We start from the raw sequence: 15,766 nt of genomic DNA, 5'->3' as shown, positions 1-15,766 counted from the left end.
AACCTATGGAACGAAATAAAACCGCTAGCAGGATTTTATCCATCGACATTTTGCGTGGAATAACCATCGCGGGAATGATTACCGTGAACAATCCTGGCAGTTGGAGTTACATGTATGCTCCCCTAGAGCATGCCGAATGGAACGGACTAACACCCACCGACCTTGTCTACCCCTTCTTTATGTGCGTGATGGGCATGTGTATCTACATCGCCATGCGCAAGTTCGACTTCACCTGTAACCGCGCCACCGTTATGAAAATACTCAAACGCATGGTGCTTATCTATCTTGTGGGGTTGGCTATTGGCTGGTTTTCCAAGTTCTGTCACCGCTTAAATAATCCGCTATCAGGTGCCGACTTTTTCGCACAGCTATGGTACACAATATGGTCGTTTGATACTATTCGTCTCACTGGCGTGCTCGCCCGCCTAGCTGTTTGCTACGGCGCAACGGCTTTGTTAGCCATTACCGTGCGCCATAAGCACTTGCCTTACATTGCTGGCGCATTGCTCCTGGGCTATTTTGGTCTGCTGATGTGGGGCAACGGTTTTGCATACGACGAAACAAATATCCTCTCGATAGTAGACCGCGCCGTGCTTACCACTAAGCACATGTACCTAGACAACGGCATCGACCCCGAGGGATTGCTAAGCACGCTGCCCGCCATTGCCCACACGCTGCTGGGTTTCCTCATTGGTGGACTGCTATTTCGCAAGAGCGATGCAAACGTTGAGCACCTAGACACACCTACCCATATCACCCTTACCAAGGTTGTGCCGCTCTTTGTGGTAGGCACTTCGCTACTCTTTGTTGGATACCTGCTAAGCTATGGCTGCCCCATCAACAAAAAAGTGTGGTCGCCCACCTATGTACTGGTAACCTGCGGACTAGCTTCCATGCTCCTAGCCTTGCTCACTTGGGTTATAGATGTTAAAGGTAAAAAGAAGTGGAGCGTGTTTTTTGAAGTGTTCGGGGTTAACCCCCTCTTCCTTTTCGTGGTAAGCGACTTCTTTGCCATTGTGTTTGGGGCATTCACCTTCCCCGTTGGCGACAAGCAAATGAATGTGATAGGCTATATCTACACGCAAATGCTCTCGCCCATCTTCGGACAATATGGCGGCTCGCTTGTATACTCGCTTCTCTTCATCGCCCTTAACTGGGTTATTGGTTATCAACTATACAAGAGAAAAATATATATTAAGTTGTGATAAATTGAGATGCAAAGAGGTTATAACATGCGCTCATGCGTCGTACAAGCAACCTTGTAGCGCCACAAAATGGCTTTGTTGCAGATAAATTGCTAGGGAAAACGGGCAACGAATGCCTAAAATCTCTCCTCTTCCTTGCAATAAGTGCACCAAACACACCTCTCGCAAACGCAAAAAATCATCAACTCGGTAAACAAGCAACTCGTAAACTAAAAAATTACCAACGCATAGACTTACCAACTCGTAAACTAAAAAACTTACCAACACATAAACTCACCAACTTATAAACTATAAAAATATGCAATATATACTCATCGCCGACAGTGGTTCAACCAAAACAGACTGGTGTTTGGTGAAAGATGGGCAACAACAGGCCCGACTAGAGACCAAAGGAATGAACCCCTTCTTCCAAACACAAGAGCAAATGGAGGAAGAAATACGACAGAACCTCTTGCCCAACCTACCCAACGAGCAACCCGCAGCAGTGTATTTCTATGGCGCAGGATGCACACCCGAGAAGTCGCCATTGGTGAACGCTAGTCTTGAACGCTGCTTCCCCCAGGCTACTGCCATTGAGGTAAACTCCGACCTCCTTGCTGCAGCCCGCGCCCTTTGTGGCCGTAAGCCCGGCATTGCCTGCATCTTGGGCACAGGTTCTAACTCGTGTTACTATGATGGCGATGCCATTTCGTTCAACGTTCCTGCCTTGGGTTTCATCCTTGGAGATGAAGGAAGTGGGGCCAACCTGGGCAAAAGACTGGTGAGCGACCTACTAAAAAACCAACTTCCTGCCGACCTTAAGCAGGCTTTCTTTGACGAACACAATACCTCGCAGGCCGACATCATCGACCGCGTGTACCGTCAACCCTTCCCCAGTAGGTTCTTGGCCAGCTTTAGTCCTTTCCTTTCGCGCCATCGCGAACATCCTGCCGTGCACCAATTGTTGGTAAAAGCCTTCAAATCGTTTATCCGTCGTAACGTGATGCAATACCAATACAACACGCTTGCTATGAACTGCATAGGCTCTGTAGCCCATTATTACTGCAACGAAATTACCGAAGCTGCCAACGAGTTGGGCGTTTCAATCGGCCAAATAATGAAAAGTCCGATGGAAGGACTGGTTGCCTATCATTCATAACCACAGCCCACAACCCCTCTCCAAAGAGAGAAGGCAAGCCATATACCACTGAAATAAAAAACAAAGAAAAGTATGCAGTGGCCATATAGCAGGCCAAAAACCTCATAAGCAAAACTAGCACAAGTAAATAAATATAGTAAACAAAGCCATCTCACAACATTCAGCTCCCCACTCCTGTGGGATGGGGCGAGGATAAGGCTTTATATTCATCATCACTATGTCATTCACAAAGATAACCGAGCAGCCGTCGCTCTACAACAACCTCGAAACAAAGACGGCCGAACAACTTTTAAGAGAGATAAACACCGAAGACCGCAAGGTGGCAGAGGCTGTTGAGAAAACTATTCCACAAGTAGCAAAACTTGTAGAACTCATTGTGCCCCGCATGAAACGTGGCGGACGCATCTTCTATATGGGTGCTGGCACCAGCGGACGCCTGGGAGTGCTAGACGCTAGCGAGCTACCACCCACCTTTGGTGTACCCAAAACACTGGTTCTTGGACTCATTGCTGGCGGCGACACCGCATTGCGCAACGCTGTGGAGAACGCAGAAGACGATGAAGAACATGGATGGGAAGAACTTACCGAACTGAACATTAACGAGAAAGACACCGTTATTGGCATCGCTGCTTCGGGCACTACACCCTATGTGGTGGGCGCTCTTCGCAATGCAAGAGAACACGGCATACTCACGGCCTGCATCACAAGCAACCCCAATTCGCCCATGGCTGCCGAAAGCGATGTGGCCATCGAAATGATTGTTGGCCCCGAATACGTTACTGGAAGCTCGAGAATGAAATCGGGAACAGGACAAAAAATGATTCTCAACATGATTTCTACTGCCGTGATGATACAGCTTGGACGTGTTAAAGGCAACAAGATGGTGAACATGCAACTAAGCAACAAAAAACTTGTTGACCGCGGTACACGCATGCTTGTTGAGATGCTCGGCCTTGAATATGGCAAAGCTAAAAACTTGCTTTTGCTCCATGGCTCGGTAGAAAAGGCCTTGGAAGAATACAAACGCCCAACACAATAAACCCCTTAAAGCATACAAACCATGTTCAGACTATTGTTTATGGTGCTCTGTGCCTTCTCACTTAACGCCTCGGCTAACAATGTTCCCACGGCTTCGCCCGAAGAAGTGGGCATGAGTTCGGCACGACTGAGCATTGCCGATGAGGTGATTATGCGCGCCATTCGCGACCATCGAACTCCTGGTGCTGTGCTTGCCGTGGTGAGACATGGCAAAATTGCCTACCTTAAAGCCTACGGCAACAGACAAACTTACCCCAACACGCTGCCCATGACCACGCAAACGGTGTTCGATATGGCTTCGTGTACCAAACCCATGGCTACGGCTATTGCGGCCATGTTGCTGGTGGAACGCGGACTACTCAGACTCTCCGACCCTGTTAGCACCTATATTCCAGGTTTCGAAAACTGGCACGGCGAAGGTAAAGACAGTGTTACGATACGTGTAGAAGACTTGTTTACACACACCTCGGGACTACCTGCTTACGCCCCAGTAAGCTCGTTGGCCGAACCTAACGGCAAGCCTAACCCCGCCAAACTGATGGCACACATTGCCCATGTGAAGCGCAATTTTAGGCCACGCTCAGACATGCAATACAGCTGTCTGAACTATATCACCCTACAAAACATTGTTGAACGCATCACGGGAGAATCGCTCCGCACCTTCGCCGCCAACAATATTTTCATACCTCTGGGTATGAAACACACCGATTTTTTGCCCTGCACGGCCGACAAAAACGGCAAACTCACGAACACCGCACAAGCTCGCTGGCTGGTTAATGGCGAAAAAGCAGACCTCACACCTATTGCTCCTACCGAGCGTTTGGCCAATGGTATGGTGAAACTGGGTCAGGTGCACGACCCCCTTGCCTGTTCTTTAAACGGTGGAGTATCAGGCAATGCAGGTTTGTTCTCTTCGGCCGAAGATGTGGCCACACTGTGTGCCATGCTGCAAAATGGTGGCGAATGGGGCGGTAAACGCATCCTTAGTCCGCTTACGGTAAAGGCCATGCGTGCTGTTCCCACCCATTTTAACAGCTTTGGACGTGCCTATGGCTGGGACGTTAATTCGGCTTATGCCTCTAACAAAGGCGACTTGCTGAGCAACGAAGCCTATGGACACACGGGTTACACGGGCACTTCAATCGTTATCGACCCCGTAAACGACGTCTCTATTATTTTGCTTTGCAACAGCGTTCACCCCGTAGACGCTTCTAATGTGATACGTCTACGCGCGCAAGTGGCCAACGCTGTGGCTGCAAGCATCACCAATGAGACAGCTCCTTACCCACCCAACTATTACGCCAGAATGCGTGTTTTTGCAGCCGAAGAGCCCATACGCACCACCGATATTGTGATGCTGGGCAACAGTCTTACCGAAGGTGGACGCAACTGGGCCGAGAAACTGGGTAAACCCAACGTGCGCAACCGTGGTATTAGTGGCGATGTGGTTATGGGTGTTGATGATCGCTTGTTTCAGATTACACCCTATAAGCCCTCAAAAATATTCTTGCTTATCGGCGTAAACGATGTTAGTCACGACCTCTCTGTTGATAGTATCGTGAACAGCATACGCCTGCTGGTTGACCATATACGCGCCCAATCGCCTAAAACAAAACTGGTGCTACAGAGCCTTTTGCCTATACGAGAAAGCACTGGACGATGGAAACGCCTGCAAGGCAAAACCGATATGATACCACAAATCAATGCTCGCCTTGAGACGCTGGCACGCGAAAGGGGATTAACCTTCATCAACCTCTTCCCACATTTCGCCGAACCTGGTACCAATATCATGCGAGCCGACCTAACTAGCGACGGGCTTCACCTTAACAAAGCTGGCTACGACGTGTGGGTTAAGCAACTCAAACCGCATCTATAAAAGTGTAATTTCCCTATTCGGGCACACTGCATATAATATCTAAACAAAAAATGCGTTGTAAACAATGGGACTTCTTGCGCCCAACTGTTTACAACGCATTATCATTTTTAGCACAATGAAGAAGTTTTGTTTCATCATTCTTGCCTTTTTGGCTGCCAATGTGGGCATGGCTCAAACCCAACCCGTTGATTATGTTAGCACATTGGTGGGCACACAGTCCACTTATCAACTGTCTACAGGCAACACCTATCCCGCCATTGCAATGCCCTGGGGCATGAACTTTTGGACACCCCAAACAGGAAAAATGGGCGACGGCTGGACCTATGCCTATCAAGCCAACAAGATAAGAGGACTGAAACAAACGCACCAACCCAGTCCGTGGATAAACGATTACGGACAATTCGCCCTCATGGCCACTACGGGTAAACCCGTCTTTGACGAGGAAGAGCGCGCCTCGTGGTTCTCGCACAAGGCAGAAACGGCCAAACCCTATCATTATAAGGTGTACTTGGCCGATTACGACATTACGGCAGAGCTTGCTCCTACCGAGCGTGCGTGCCTGATGTGCTTTACTTTCCCAAAGACCGACTCGGCAAACGTCATCGTAGATGCATTCGACAAGGGTTCGTATGTAAAGGTAATGCCCGACAAACGCACCATCGTGGGCTACACCACAAAAAACAGTGGTGGCGTGCCCGATAACTTTAAAAACTATTTTGTGGTGGTATTCGACCGCGATTTTGCTGCTGTGCATTTGGCCGATGGCAACAACTTGCTGCCCAGTGGCAAACAAGAAGTGCAAGCCAACCACGCTGGCGCCATCGTCACCTTTAGTTGTAAGCGTGGCGAACAGGTGCATGCACGTGTGGCCTCGTCGTTTATTAGCAAAGCGCAAGCCATGCAAAACCTCAACGAATTGGGCAACCACTCGTTAGAAACACTGCTACAAAAGGGCCGACAACGATGGAACGAGGTGTTGGGACGCATCAGCGTGGAAGACAACAACGTGGATAACCTTCGCACTTTCTATTCGTGCCTGTATCGCTCAACGCTTTTCCCCCGCAAATTCTACGAAATTTCAGCCAAAGGCGATACCCTTCATTACAGTCCCTACAACGGCAAGGTGCTTCCAGGAACAATGTTTACCGACACGGGGTTTTGGGATACGTTCCGCAGTTTGTTCCCACTGATTAACTTGATATACCCTTCTATGGCGCGCGAGATGCAGGAAGGACTGGTTAATGCCTACAAGGAGAGCGGTTTTTTACCCGAATGGGCCAGCCCAGGCCATCGCAATTGCATGGTGGGAAACAACTCTGCCTCGGTGGTTGCCGATGCTTACATCAAAGGAATACGCGGTTACGACATCGAAACACTTTGGCAAGCTGTTAAGAATGGCACCAAAGCAGTGCACCCGCAGGTGGCTTCTACAGGACGTTTAGGTCACGAATATTACAACACACTGGGCTATGTGCCTTGCGATGTGGGTATTAACGAGAGTGCAGCGCGCACCTTAGAGTATGCTTACGACGACTGGTGTATTGCTCAATTGGGCAAAGCACTGGGCAAACCCAAGAAAGAATGGGCTGTGTACGAACGTCGCGCAGAAAACTATCGCAACCTTTTCAGTAAAGAATTTAACCTGATGCGCGGACGAAAGAAAAACGGTGAGTGGCAAACGCCCTACAATCCACTGAAGTGGGGCGACGTGTTTACCGAGGGAAATGGCTGGCATTACACGTGGTCGGTGTTTCATAACCCCAACGCTCTCATTGCTTTAATGGGTGGTAATAAGGTTTTCACAGCCATGCTCGACTCTGTTTTTGCCCTTCCGCCAGTGTTCGACGATAGTTATTACGGACAAGTGATACACGAGATACGCGAAATGCAGATTATGAACATGGGTAATTACGCTCATGGCAACCAACCAATACAGCACATGCCCTACCTTTACAATTGGAGTGGCGCAGCTTGGAAGACACAATATTGGGTTCGCGAGGTGATGGATAGACTTTATAGCGCCCAACCCGACGGCTATTGTGGCGACGAAGACAATGGCCAAACCTCGGCATGGTATGTTTTCTCGGCTATGGGCTTCTATCCAGTGTGCCCTGCTAGCAACGAATACGCCATCGGTTCGCCTCTCTTTGCGAAGGTGAAATTGCACCTAGAGAATGGCAAAACCACAGTTATCACCAGCAACAATCCACAATGGCGATATATTAAGGCCCTAACGGTTAACGCAACACCCAACAAAAGCCATTGGTTAACCCACCAAACGCTTACCGCTGGGGCTAATATTAGCTTCGAAATGAGTGAGAAACCTACAGACAGATAAGGGTGAACCTGAATTAAAAAGACAATATGACCTACACGTCTATGGTTAACATACGGCGTGTTTAGCAAATACACATTGGTCTTAGGCAAGTGATTCTTGCACTTGTGTCAGATTATCATTATGCAACTTGCAAACCGTCATAGCCCAATAGGCACATAAGCAAAGGCCAACAGGCAAAGAATGATAGCCCAATGGTAAACCTTTTTACCATTGGGTATAATTTTAATCTGCCTTTCCCACGCGTCAACGCATTATGAGTGAGGCCACAAAGCAATTTATTTACCTTTCTTGGATTTGCGTTCAGGATTTTGTTCAGCAGCCTTTTTCTGCTTCTGTTCGTACAATCGGGTCATTCGCGAAGCAGTTTTATCCATCAACTTATGCATATCGGCTAAGTAGCTGCTCACCCTAACGATAGTTCCGTCGGGTGCAAGCATCACAAAGAAGGGCGTTGCATCTTGGCCATAAGTCTCGGTGAAGTGCTTCAGCCCCCGCTTTGTGAGTCGATATTGAGGCCACGATAGTTGTTCGCGCTCCAAGAATTTTTGCCAAAGATAATCTTCTTTATCATCGGCCACATTGAGAAACGACACTTCAGGGTGTTTGGCAATCATCCTTTTAAGTTCGGGAATGAGCTTTTGATTAGTCTTTCGCCATGTAGTCCAGAAGCCCACGAACGCCACTTTGCCAGCAGGAATGGCCTCAAGCAGCGATGTACCTTTGTTTTTTTCGGTGTACATCGACACGTCTTGCAGCTTCTCTCCCACGGCCATAGCCTCAGCTATAGCCACAGCTCGCCTATAAGCCACCACCCTTTGATAATCTTCTGGACACGCAAATATGGTGGCCGTCATGTCTTGTATCTGGCGTTTAGTAAGCGAGCGATTGTTCTGCACCATTTCGGTGGCCATTTTTATGGCCAAAGGCGATTGCGGATGCTTCTTCATCCAGGTGAGCGAGTCGTTTTTTCGCTGGTTAAAGTCGTTGAAATCAGCTTGCGCCCTTCCGCCTGTAACCTTTAGATGGCTACTTAGTGGCAAGTTAGATGCAAGATATTTATACTTATCAGCCTTAACAACCATCTCGGTGTTGCTCACAAAGATGGGTGTAAAAGTAAACGTAGGTTCCTCTTTCGACTCCATTGCCAGCAACAACTTGTAGTTGTTGGTAGACAAAGTGCAGAGCGTGGGATGCGTAAGTTTTCCCACGAGTTCGAATTTTCCATCCTTAACAGTGGTTCTAGCCACTTCATCGTAGTTTGAACCTTCAGCAGTTTCGAGTTCCACCTCAATGCCATCGGGCAGGTCGGGTATGTCACTTGTGATTACAAATCCCTTCTTTGATTGGGCAATAGAGTTAAAAACGCTGAGTGTGCATAACAGGGTAATGATTATTCTCTCCATATCTCCATGGTATTTTTTGCAAAAATAAAGAATATTTTTGTATTCACATCGTTTTTTAGGAGAATAATTGTTTGTTCAATAAGTTATTTTTTTGGAAGCAGATAAGTTGGCCATTAAAGTTGATATTTACGAGATGAGTTGGTGATATATGGCTTCAGGTTGGCGTTTAGGCAAAAAAATAAGCGCCTATCCTTATTATAAAGGTGGCGCGTGCAGATGTTAGCAACCTGTTTTTCATCAGCAGCAATGCTGTTAGCAGCAAATGGCACAGCATTGTTTGGTTTATATAAAAGAATAAGGATGTGCTCCCGCTGCGGAAGCACATCCACAAAAGACTTATTAAAAAATTAGTCGAGTTGAGCCAGCTTGTTATCTGAACCCAAAACTTCTTTAATTTTGTGCTTGTAGAGTTCGGTCATGAGGTCGCGAGCAGGTCCACAGTACTTGCGGGGGTCGAACTCAGCGGGCTTTTCAGCAAACACCTTGCGCACAGCAGCGGTGAAGGCCAAGCGCGAGTCTGAGTCGATGTTAATCTTACAAACGGCGCTCTTCGATGCTTTACGCAGTTGCTCTTCGGGGATACCTACTGCATCGGGCAACTTGCCACCGTATTTGTTAATCATATCAACATACTCTTGGGGTACAGAAGACGAACCGTGGAGTACGATTGGGAATCCAGGGAGTTTCTCCATGATGGCATCGAGCACGTCGAAAGCCAAGGGAGGAGGAACAAGACGGCCCGTTTTGGGGTCGCGTGTGCATTGTTCGGGAGTGAACTTATATGCACCATGCGAAGTACCGATAGAGATAGCCAGCGAGTCAACGCCAGTCTTCGTAACGAAGTCGATAACCTCTTCGGGTTTGGTGTAGTGCGATTCGGCAGCCACAACATCGTCTTCAACGCCAGCCAGAACACCGAGTTCGCCTTCAACAGTTACGTCGAATTGGTGTGCATACTCAACAACCTTCTTGGTAAGAGCCACGTTTTCGTCGTAAGGAAGTGACGAACCGTCGATCATTACAGAAGAGAAGCCAGCATCGATACAGCTTTTGCAAGTTTCGAAGCTATCTCCGTGGTCGAGGTGGATAACGATTTCGGGGTGTTTTACACCGAGTTCTTTTGCGTATTCAACAGCGCCCTGTGACATATAACGCAGAAGGGTGGGGTTAGCATAGTTGCGTGCGCCCTTCGATACCTGTAAGATTACGGGTGATTTGAGATCGGCAGCAGCCTTAATGATGGCTTGCAGCTGTTCCATGTTGTTAAAGTTGAATGCCGGAATTGCATATCCGCCATTGATAGCCTTTTTAAACATCTCGCGAGTGTTTACTAGGCCTAGTGATTTGTAATCTACCATAATTTTATTATATTATAAAGTTGGATTTCCTGATACTCTTTTAAACACATGCAAATTTAATGTTTTAATTTGTCAACACAAAGAGTTGTTTGTGTTTTTATTGTCTTGCGCCTTCGAAATGCAACATTACTTGACATTTATCAGTTATTGACTAACTTTTTGTCAGCTTTACTTTACATTTGCATACGTTAGTTTTATTATAGCGGGAAGATGATGGGGAGTAGGAAAACCATCACCACGCCGATGACCAATTGTAAGGGGAAGCCCACCTTAACATAGTCCATAAAGGTGTATTGTCCGGCTCTCATCACCAGTGCGTTAGGCGGAGTGGAGAACGGCGACATAAAACACATACTGGCAGCGATGGTCACTGCAAAGAGGAATGCGTAGGGACTGGCGTGTATTTCCTTTGCGGCCGACAGGGCTATGGGGGCCATTAGCACGGCTGTTGCGGTGTTACTGATAAACATTGTCATCACCGAAGTGGTGAGATATATACCTGCGAGCAGCACAAGTGGGCTCATGCTTCCCAGCGAGTTTACCAAAGTGTGTGATATTTGTGCCGACACACCTGTTTTCTCAAGGGCGGTAGACATGGGCATCATGGCTGCAATGAGTACTATACTTTCCCAATTGATGGTTTTGTAAGCTGCTTCCACGTTTCTAAAACATCCCGTTAGCACCATTAAAAGTCCTGCAATGATAACAGCCGTAACGGGTGCAATGGGTATGAAGTCGAACATCATCATGGCCACCATCAACACCATGATAGCGCCAGCGATGGGAGCTTTATTAGTAAGAATCACCTTTTGAGCCTGTTCTTTGGGCTGTCCCAGCACCACCCAGTCTTCGTTTTCGCCTGCCAATTGTCCGATATTGGTCCACGAGCCCTGCACCAACAACACGTCTCCTGCATGCAATTTTTCTTCGGAGAGGTCGTTGAGGATGTAGTTATGACTACGCCTAATACCCAGAACATTCACGTTATAGTGTTCTCTTAGTCCCGAAGTTTTTAGTCTTGCGCCATTAAGTTGCGAGGTTGGCATAAGCACCAGTTCGGCAATACCCAAGTCATAGAAGTCAATTCCGGTGTCGTCCAGCTGTTCCAGCTTCATATCCTTGGCAAAGCGGTCCATCTGTTCGTTGTCTCCTGATATGTAAATAATGTCTTCAGCCTGCATCATACTGTCGGGCATGGGCATGCTTTGCTTCACGTTACGAATAAATCGGCCACTTCGTGCAGCCTTTCGCCTTATCTCCATCACGCTAACGCCAAATCGGTTGCGCAGGTCTAGTTCGGCCAGGGTTTGTCCTGTGATAGGCGATTGCGGTGTGATGTGGTATCTTCTAAGTTGATGTTGGAGGTTATATTCCTCCACTAACTGGTCTAATGTTTTACCTTTATTGGCTGCATCGCCATCTTTTTGTTTGCGTTTTCCCAAGAACATGCGCGACAGGGGTAACATCAACAGCACGCCAATCACCACGATAATAAGTCCCACGGGAGTAAACGAGAAGAAGGTAAGTGGCGTTTCGCCAGCCTGTGTCAATGCTTCTTGTATCACAAGGTTAGGGGGTGTACCAATAAGTGTGAGCATACCGCCCATACTGCTAGCAAAAGCCAGTGGCATAAGCATTCGCCCGGGGTGCATTCCCTTTTGTGTTGCCACGCTAACCACCACAGGCATCATCAGCGCAATTGTACCTGTGTTGCTCACAAAGGCACCAATGATGGCCGTTGCAAACATCACTAACAGAAACATAAACGTGTCGTTTCCACCTGCAAGCGCCATTATTCGATGACTAGCTGCCTTGGCCAAGCCTGTTTGGAATATGGCTCCGCCCACCACAAACAGGCCCACCATCATGATAACAACGGTAGAAGAGAAGCCTGCAAGGGCTTCGGCTGGGGTTAGGATGCCAAAAATAAGCAGTGCAGCCATGGCACAAACTGCCACCACATCAGAACGGACGCGGCCAATTATAAACATAGTTACCGAAATTGCGAGGATTACTAATGTAGTGATCATGCTTTGAACGATTGTTTTTGTGTTTTGCCGGCTGCCTTTATTGGGGCATACTACCGGGTTGTTGGTGAATAGTGTGGTAAAGTTACAAAAAAAATCCCACTTATAGGCATAAGCGGGATTATATTATGTTCTTTTAGGGATTATAACTTGCTCATAGATAGCCTAAATAGCCTTGGTATGCTTAAAATCATCGAGACCTTATACACTCAAGTGGCCATTGCTAAACTTGAATTCTTCGAAGCCATTACTAAACTTTTCTCCCTTGAAGTAGCAATCACCTATCTCCTTGCCCTATTCACTTTCCACGCATATGCTAGCACCACCGCAAAGCCTGCAAGAGGCAAAACAAAGGGAAGCACGGGGTTGCCACCATCGGCAATAAGACCCATCAGCAAAAAACCGCATCCACCCACGGGTGTCATCATCAGTACTGATGAAGCACTTTTGGTGAGAACGCCCAAATCTTTAAGGGCTAAAGAAAAGATGGTGGGAAACATAATGGCTTCGAAAAAATAGTTGACTAGCAACCCTATCAACGACAACGAGCCCGCATTGAGCAACACCATGCAGATACTTACCACGCAGCCCACTGCACAAACCAGCAACACTCGCTGAGCACTAACACGGCGCATCACCCAACTTCCGCCAAACCTTCCTATCATAAAAAAGGCCAATGCGGCGGTCAACACCATCGAAGCCACCTTATCTGTCATCCATCCTTGCCCAGTTACAAAGTTGATGAAATAGCTATTAATGGATATTTCGGCCACTTCGTAAGCCAAAAGAGCGGCCAAACCCAACACAAACATGGGTTTCTTAAAGAGCAAAAAAAGGTTATGCAGCCCGCCACCTTCCTGCTCTTCGCCGACTGAGGGATGTATTTCGGGCAATTGCACACGCGAAAACACCAGCGCAATAATAAGCACCACAATGCCCAGCACCACGTAAGGCACGGCCACATTGCCCCCTTCGCTGTCGCCTCGAAAGAGAAACAGCCCCACACTTAAGGTGGCAAAGATGCTTCCCATGCCGTTAAACGATTGCGAGAGATTGAGTCTACTGGTGGCCGTTTGTTCAGAACCCAATTCGGTGACATAGGGATTGGCGGCCGTTTCGAGAAACGTTAGTCCGCAACCAAGAACAAATAAAGCCACTAAAAACACCTCGAACGTGCTATGATAGGCACCTGGAACAAAGAGAAATGCCCCCAACGCAAAGAGCAACAGGCCAAATACCACCCCTCGACGGTAGCCAAAACGATTGATAAACAACCCCGCGGGGATGGCCATGATGAAATAACCCAAGTAGGTTGTTACCTGGATAAAGGCCGATTGGGCTATCGATATATTGAGTTCGTTTTGAAAATGCTTGTTCAAAACATCAAGTATGGCTCTAGCAAAGCCCCATAGAAAAAACAGGGTGGTGATAAGCACAAAGGGTAAAAGATACTTACGCTCGGTGAGCGACGGCTGTTGCTTGTTCATTTCGTAATAATAAAATTGCGTATTTCTTGTTATCGAATTTGTGTGGCCTTACATCTGCGCACTTAGATAATCGCTGTTGCTGCCTGTTGAAACTGCCACGAGCGTGTTTCAATTCGTTAAGAAACTGCCACGTTTTCACTTTGTTGCGCGCCACGATTGGCTCACTACTCACATTTGCCCTTAACCACCATATTATAACACTCTCCGCGCTTCTCTAAACGCATTTTTAGCACAGTATTCTATGCTGGGGGCTTGACTGCAAAGTTAATAAAAAATCGCGACACAAACACAAATATCGTGCAATATTACTTCACAAACTGATGGATTAGCCCTCAACCTATGCGAAAAACAAGTCAAATGCAGCGATAAACAGATGAAAAACAGCACTTAGCCCTAAATTTAAGGCATAAAAAAAGGGCTCCGCTGAGCCCCAACCTTTTGTTAACCTTAAATCTAATACTATGAAAAACACATTACAAAGTTAATTCTTTATTATTTACGTTGCAAGCATTTATCCATAAATATATTACATTTTATATTTTGTTGTCTTATCCATCTGCCTATTTAATACATGTTAAGCCTTCAAGGTCATCACTTCAATCTCTCCCCTATTCCACCAATTGGCTTGTAACATCGTGTTTTTGGCGTGCAAAAGTAGATGTTCACACGATGAAATTTGCCCCAAAACCAACGCCCACAAATGCACCTTATAAAACCTCGAAGCGCCCTTGCTGCCCCATTGGGCAAACAAGAGCGCTTCGCAAACATTATCCGCGCACGTCGCTTCCTTGTCGATGCCGCAGGTTGTGATAGTTAACCAGTCCTGGAATAATATCGGTTTCGATGCGTGCAGGCTGGAAATTAAATTCCGAACACACGGTGAGTAGCAGTCGTTCCCACGTTGTTGCAATCTTACCCATGAAGTAAACGGGCTGCGATTGAAAATCGTATTGTATCAAATTGCGTTTGATAAAGTTACGGAAGCTGTCTGCAACCAGTTCGCGCACATACTCATGGTTTGACCTTTCGGCCAAGAAATTGCTCACCGTAGCCAAATAATAATGTGGCAGAGGCTCGTTATACACCTTCTCCATCATTTCGGATGGTGTGGTATTGTTTCGATATAGAAAATCAACCACCAATTCTTCTGGTGCCAAACGTTTAAGAACATCCGAGAGAAACAACTTTCCCATGTTCGAACCACTACCCTCGTCGCCAAGAATAAAGCCACCAGGTCGCACGTTTTTAACAATTTCCTCACCATTATAAAAACACGAGTTGCTACCCGTATCAAGAATACAGGCAATGCCCGGCTTATCTTGACACATGCCACGCGCAGCCGCCAGCAAATCGCTTTCAACGAAAGTTGGGGTTTTAAATTGCGAGATGATAGACGTGCTCACCACTTTCTTTTTGGATTCGTTGCTACATCCTGCACCATAATAATATATTTTTTGCAGCTTACGATGAAAATACTCCTCGGGCAAGCCCAGTCTAACGCTTCGGCTTATTTCCTTTCGGGTTTGGAAATAAGGATTTAATCCCTCAGTACGAGCCTTTTCCACGATGTTTCCATCTTCAACAAATACCCAGTCGGTATGTCTCGAGCCACTCACAACAATTAATGTCATCATTTCTTCCGTGTCTTATAAAGGTTTATTGCAATGCCCAAGGCATGCGCTTTGTCATCGTTAAATAATTATCTTTAGGTTTTGTTGCACAAAGTTACTGTTTTATTTCCACCTCGCCATGCTTTTATGTGTAAAAAATTGCACAACGCCACAATATGCTTCGACAATCTGTTGCGTGTTAACAGCCTCAAACACACCTTCTCTTTATGGCGTTGGGCCGAGAAGTGCGCTTGTTACAGAGTGGTTAATTCTGTGTGTGCAACGC

Annotated in this window: 11 protein-coding genes; 6 read left to right on the top strand and 5 right to left on the bottom strand. The window is 47.0% G+C overall.

The window, feature by feature from the left end; all coding sequences use genetic code 11:
* Positions 1-5: 5 nt before the first annotated feature.
* The 6 genes from QME03_RS10810 (at position 6) to QME03_RS10785 (ending at position 7,595) form a co-directional block, all read left to right on the top strand.
* Positions 6-1,205, top strand: coding sequence for an acyltransferase family protein (locus tag QME03_RS10810; protein ID WP_025815690.1), 1,200 nt, complete (start codon positions 6-8; stop codon positions 1,203-1,205).
* Positions 1,206-1,240: 35 nt separating this feature from the next.
* Positions 1,241-1,492 carry a hypothetical protein gene (locus QME03_RS10805; protein ID WP_025815689.1) on the top strand — a complete coding sequence of 84 codons (252 nt, stop codon included), beginning with the start codon at positions 1,241-1,243 and terminating at the stop codon, positions 1,490-1,492.
* Positions 1,493-1,503: 11 nt separating this feature from the next.
* Positions 1,504-2,343, top strand: coding sequence for an ATPase (locus QME03_RS10800; RefSeq protein WP_110370324.1), 840 nt, complete (start codon positions 1,504-1,506; stop codon positions 2,341-2,343).
* Between the two features lie 217 nt (positions 2,344-2,560).
* A complete protein-coding gene (murQ, locus tag QME03_RS10795; protein ID WP_025815688.1) occupies positions 2,561-3,382 on the top strand; it encodes an N-acetylmuramic acid 6-phosphate etherase in 822 nt (273 codons plus the stop codon).
* Between the two features lie 21 nt (positions 3,383-3,403).
* Positions 3,404-5,257 carry a serine hydrolase gene (locus tag QME03_RS10790; RefSeq protein ID WP_281724361.1) on the top strand — a complete coding sequence of 618 codons (1,854 nt, stop codon included), beginning with the start codon at positions 3,404-3,406 and terminating at the stop codon, positions 5,255-5,257.
* Positions 5,258-5,372: 115 nt separating this feature from the next.
* Entirely contained in the window at positions 5,373-7,595 is a 2,223-nt protein-coding gene (locus QME03_RS10785) for a GH92 family glycosyl hydrolase (RefSeq protein WP_281724360.1), read from the top strand.
* A 275-nt stretch (positions 7,596-7,870) separates the two neighbouring features.
* Here QME03_RS10785 and QME03_RS10780 read toward each other — a convergent pair whose 3' ends face one another.
* The 5 genes from QME03_RS10780 to QME03_RS10760 form a co-directional block, all read right to left on the bottom strand.
* Complete coding sequence (locus tag QME03_RS10780; protein WP_281724359.1) at positions 7,871-8,998, bottom strand: DUF4369 domain-containing protein; 1,128 nt, start codon at positions 8,996-8,998, stop codon at positions 7,871-7,873.
* A 347-nt stretch (positions 8,999-9,345) separates the two neighbouring features.
* A complete protein-coding gene (locus QME03_RS10775; protein ID WP_273112670.1) occupies positions 9,346-10,356 on the bottom strand; it encodes a class II fructose-bisphosphate aldolase in 1,011 nt (336 codons plus the stop codon).
* A gap of 197 nt (positions 10,357-10,553) precedes the next feature.
* A complete protein-coding gene (locus QME03_RS10770) occupies positions 10,554-12,386 on the bottom strand; it encodes an SLC13 family permease (RefSeq protein WP_281724358.1) in 1,833 nt (610 codons plus the stop codon).
* 278 nt (positions 12,387-12,664) lie between these two features.
* Positions 12,665-13,870: an MFS transporter gene (locus QME03_RS10765; protein WP_281724357.1), complete on the bottom strand. Its 1,206-nt coding sequence runs from the start codon at positions 13,868-13,870 to the stop codon at positions 12,665-12,667.
* A gap of 767 nt (positions 13,871-14,637) precedes the next feature.
* On the bottom strand, positions 14,638-15,501 hold the full coding sequence (locus QME03_RS10760; protein ID WP_025815683.1) for a hypothetical protein: 864 nt from the start codon (positions 15,499-15,501) through the stop codon (positions 14,638-14,640).
* Positions 15,502-15,766 lie beyond the last annotated feature (265 nt).

The organism is Hoylesella shahii (genome assembly GCF_937990675.1).
GTDB lineage: Bacteria > Bacteroidota > Bacteroidia > Bacteroidales > Bacteroidaceae > Prevotella > Prevotella shahii.
Note: the sequence above shows the minus strand (reverse complement) of the source record. Positions and strands in the feature narration are given on the sequence as shown.